Annotated in this window: 4 protein-coding genes and 1 tRNA gene; all 5 read right to left on the bottom strand. The window is 41.2% G+C overall.

Annotated elements, in window-relative coordinates:
* Window positions 1-158: 158 nt before the first annotated feature.
* The gene (locus AB1488_08150) at window positions 159-527 is read right to left on the bottom strand and encodes a TraR/DksA family transcriptional regulator (GenBank protein MEW6410068.1); all 369 of its coding nucleotides are present in this window, start codon (window positions 525-527) and stop codon (window positions 159-161) included.
* A 63-nt stretch (window positions 528-590) separates the two neighbouring features.
* Window positions 591-665, bottom strand: a tRNA-Met gene (locus tag AB1488_08145).
* Between the two features lie 218 nt (window positions 666-883).
* A complete protein-coding gene (locus AB1488_08140; GenBank protein MEW6410067.1) occupies window positions 884-2,317 on the bottom strand; it encodes an RRXRR domain-containing protein in 1,434 nt (477 codons plus the stop codon).
* A 338-nt stretch (window positions 2,318-2,655) separates the two neighbouring features.
* On the bottom strand, window positions 2,656-3,036 hold the full coding sequence (locus AB1488_08135; protein MEW6410066.1) for a hypothetical protein: 381 nt from the start codon (window positions 3,034-3,036) through the stop codon (window positions 2,656-2,658).
* Window positions 3,033-3,552: hypothetical protein (locus AB1488_08130; protein MEW6410065.1), on the bottom strand; the 520-nt coding region annotated here is incomplete at its 5' end. The genes AB1488_08135 and AB1488_08130, both read right to left, overlap by 4 nt.

Below are 3,552 nucleotides of genomic sequence, written 5' to 3'. Positions count from 1 at the left end.
ATTTACCTTCAGCCTTTATCTTATATCCTTTTTCAACCCCAAATATATTGCCTACTATAGTGAGGGGCCTAGAATCTATACTGGCTATTGCTACAGTCCAGCCAGTTTCAGGTGATTGATACTTTATACTATCTATTACACACTCAATAACCAATTTTCTACTCCCAATCTCTTCCACCTTTACTGATAGTCTTCTGGTATCTTTCCATTTCTTCTTTACATCTAATACAGAGAGTAGCAGTAGGAAATACCTCTAACCTCTTAGGCGGTATCTCCTCTCCGCACTCCTCACATAGACCGTAAGAACCATCATCTATTTTTCTTAACGCAGTATCAATATCCCTGATTGTAAGTAATGTCTTGCGGTCAAAAGCATCATCAATCATATTCTGTGTCTCAGATGTGGCTGAATCTAACGTGTCACCGTGTCTCTCTGATACCTCTGTGTAATAGTTATTCTTAGAGAGTAGCGATTTCTTTTTTGACAAGAGCATCTCTTTTATCTTTTTATAGTTACTTCTGCTCACAGCTTCCTCCTCTTAGTTTTAATGCGAATATTATAATAATACTTATCAGGAGAATCTTATTTATAGCGGGAGCGGGAATCGAACCCACCTCACGTAGTTTATGAAACTACTGCTGGAGCCACTCCAGTCTATCCCGCATCAGATGCCCTCTTATAATTTTATGGACATTTCGACATTATTTCCTCAATACGTGAAATTAGGTCTAATTCTAAACAGACTGGAGGCTTCTCCATCTCCTCTAACGGTCCACAGTTATCTATCACTTGTCTTATCAAGACCTTGTAAGTTTTAAAGATAACAAGCGGGAATTCTCGGTATTTCAATACCGAGATGAAAGCCTGTTTGTTTTTTGCATCTCATACCACTACCATCCCTTCGTTTCTGATAATCCTTCTACATAAAGCTGGGTTGATATAAGGTTTACCTATAATATCTTTCAGCCCGGCACTATAAATATATTTACCCGACAAAACACTATCAGCAACAAATCGTTTGTTCTGATATTTCCACATATCCCCACCAATAGCAGGCATATCCCTCCTGAAGGGCTGAGGCACTTTTATGCCAGTATAAACCTTTAGTCTTCCAACCAGCTCAGGGTATTTTCCCCTGAACTCAGCAAGGGAATCCTCCTTCTGGTCTGTCTTCTTGTTCCTGTTCCTTGCAACTATCCTCCCATCCAGCTTGTATAGTCTATCCCTCAGTGCATGAGTCCTTGACCTGTTATGCCTCCTGAACTGTCTGAGTGAGACCTGTATCTCCTGTGAGAAATCAGATTCTGTACTGTTAAAAAGTGAGGCTGCAGATGCTACTGCATCGTAGTCATGCCCTTTTGGTAGACCAAGTTCTGTTCTGCTGGCTGCCATGTCAGGTGCTGGCACATACATTAAGGACATTAGATAAAGATAAATACTATCTAACGTCCTTAACTTCTCATGATCTCTGAGCATTCCTGAGATGGCATTCATCGTCCCCAAGGACCTCCACTGCTTGATACCATTAATCGGGAGATATATCCTCCAGGCATGGACATCCTCATGACAGGATTTGCAGAGATATACCTTGTTCTCCAGAACCTCTGTGCCTCCCTTCTTTTTCTGTATCAGGTGATGTCTGTGCACATCTTTGTCAAAACCACAAACTATACACTTTCTTTCGACTTCAGCACCTTTCCTCGGAGACTCCTGATAGCCCTTACCATCTGTCGGCCCCCATGTCATGGTTCTCACATCAAATACATTATCCTCCAGCCCATAACTTATCTGATGTTCGGGTAGGGGGCAGAGCTTATGCATCTTGCGGAAGAGGTTTATATGGGCATTGACCCCATGCTGAAGGGTAGCACTGATCTTCTTTGTAGGGCGAATATTTCTTGGTTTCTTAAACTTCGTAAGCACACGTCCTTGCCTGGCAGAGAGCCCTCTCTTCCTGTAACGGGATAGGTATCTTCTGAGGCGCCTATATGACCTTCTCTCCTGCATAAGTCCTCTGATATCCGGTGTCCTTGTCTTGAGTCTGCCTCTACAGAGAACTATCAGTGTAGCGCCTTTTATTTCGCAGACTGCAAAGCCGATGGTGTTATAACCCGGTGTGATAACCTGAGCAAACCGACGGTTTACTGTTCTTTCAAGGTCAAACTCTTTGTTGAGAAACACTACCACTACAGGTTTTTTTGAGGCCCCACCACCAATGATCCTGATCTGTTTCTTCTTAAGCAACTTACGTATCTGGTCAAACCTCTTTGTGGGATGTCCTGAATTGCCGAGCCTATCCTTTGTAAATACTAACATCTCAAAACCTCCTCACCATGCCCTATGATCCAGGCATCATAAGATGGTGCGTCTCCTCGAGGCATACTGTATCACCATGCGTAAGGTTGAGGGGTTTCACCTCTGTCTCGCAGGGTCAGGAGTGTCACCCTGTCACGCCAGGTTCTGATACGGCATACCCATCGATCAACTACTCGCCAGGAATGACGAATATGCAGCAGGTACGCCACCTGCTACATGCCCCTCAATTTATTGAGGGGTAGTTGACGGATGTGAAGATATGAAAACCAACAAAAAATACGCCATAAGGATAAAAAACGATAAAATTTTCCCTATAGTTTCTTTCCCAGGAGATATTTTCACCATGCCACATACACCTTAAATTGCAAGGGGTTGACTTTTGTTACAAAGCAGTTTTCTCCAAGGATTTCCATATATGTTTTTATCTCTGTAAGGATCTTATACGCATTCTGTCCTTTATCTTTTGGGGAGAAATATACTGTATTGTCAGCCACTTTCACTTCGCTTACGGGTAAACCTTTAAGGGCATTAAGCACATCCACCCCATTTTTTAATTCAACATCTCTCTGGCTCTGGATTTTTGAGTATTCAATACTAATCTTTTCAACTTCAGATGTAAGCCTCTGGAGGTCTTTTTTCAGCGTAGCAACATCTCCAGTCATCATATGCAGAAATACTATAAGTCCTATGGCTGTTAATATTAAAAATTTTCTACTCAAGGCAGCTCGACCGTATAAGTTTTTCCTTCTTTTTCAACTTCTATTGAATTCTTGCCAATAGAGACAATTCTATATCCTTCTATCTTATCTCCTATTTTTAAGATTCTCCCTGAAACAATAACCTTATCTCCTGATATTGCATTTAAAGAAGGAAGTTTGTCATTTTGCGGTATAGTAATCTTTGTATTTGGCAATTCTTTAGCACCTAACTCTTTTGTTGCTATAACCTCAGGGTTTTTCTTTATCATTTCGGCTGTTGCCTGTGTTACAGCTAACTGTTTGTTCAAATTAGCTATTTCCAATTTTAAAGATGCCTCATCCTTCTCTGCCTGTAAGTTCATTATAGATTTTCCCCTTTTTATCGCTTCTTGTAGTGCATCCAACGAGACGCTGGTATCTTCCTCCTTTATGTTAGCATCTTTTCTTTTTAATTTTGTGGTTGGCACCTGTGCTTCTATCTTTTTGGTTTGGGATGTCTGAGGTTCATTAGTTTGATCTTTCTGTTGCTTCTGAAAA

It is taken from the genome of Nitrospirota bacterium (assembly GCA_040756155.1).
Taxonomy (GTDB): Bacteria; Nitrospirota; Thermodesulfovibrionia; order JACRGW01; family JBFLZU01; genus JBFLZU01.
Note: the sequence above shows the minus strand (reverse complement) of the source record. Positions and strands in the feature narration are given on the sequence as shown.

What these genes read in the sequence shown, in the direction of transcription:
- AB1488_08140 (MEW6410067.1), bottom strand. Translation starts at nt 2,317, where the DNA reads ATGTTAGTATTTACAAAGGATAGGCTCGGCAATTCAGGACATCCCACA.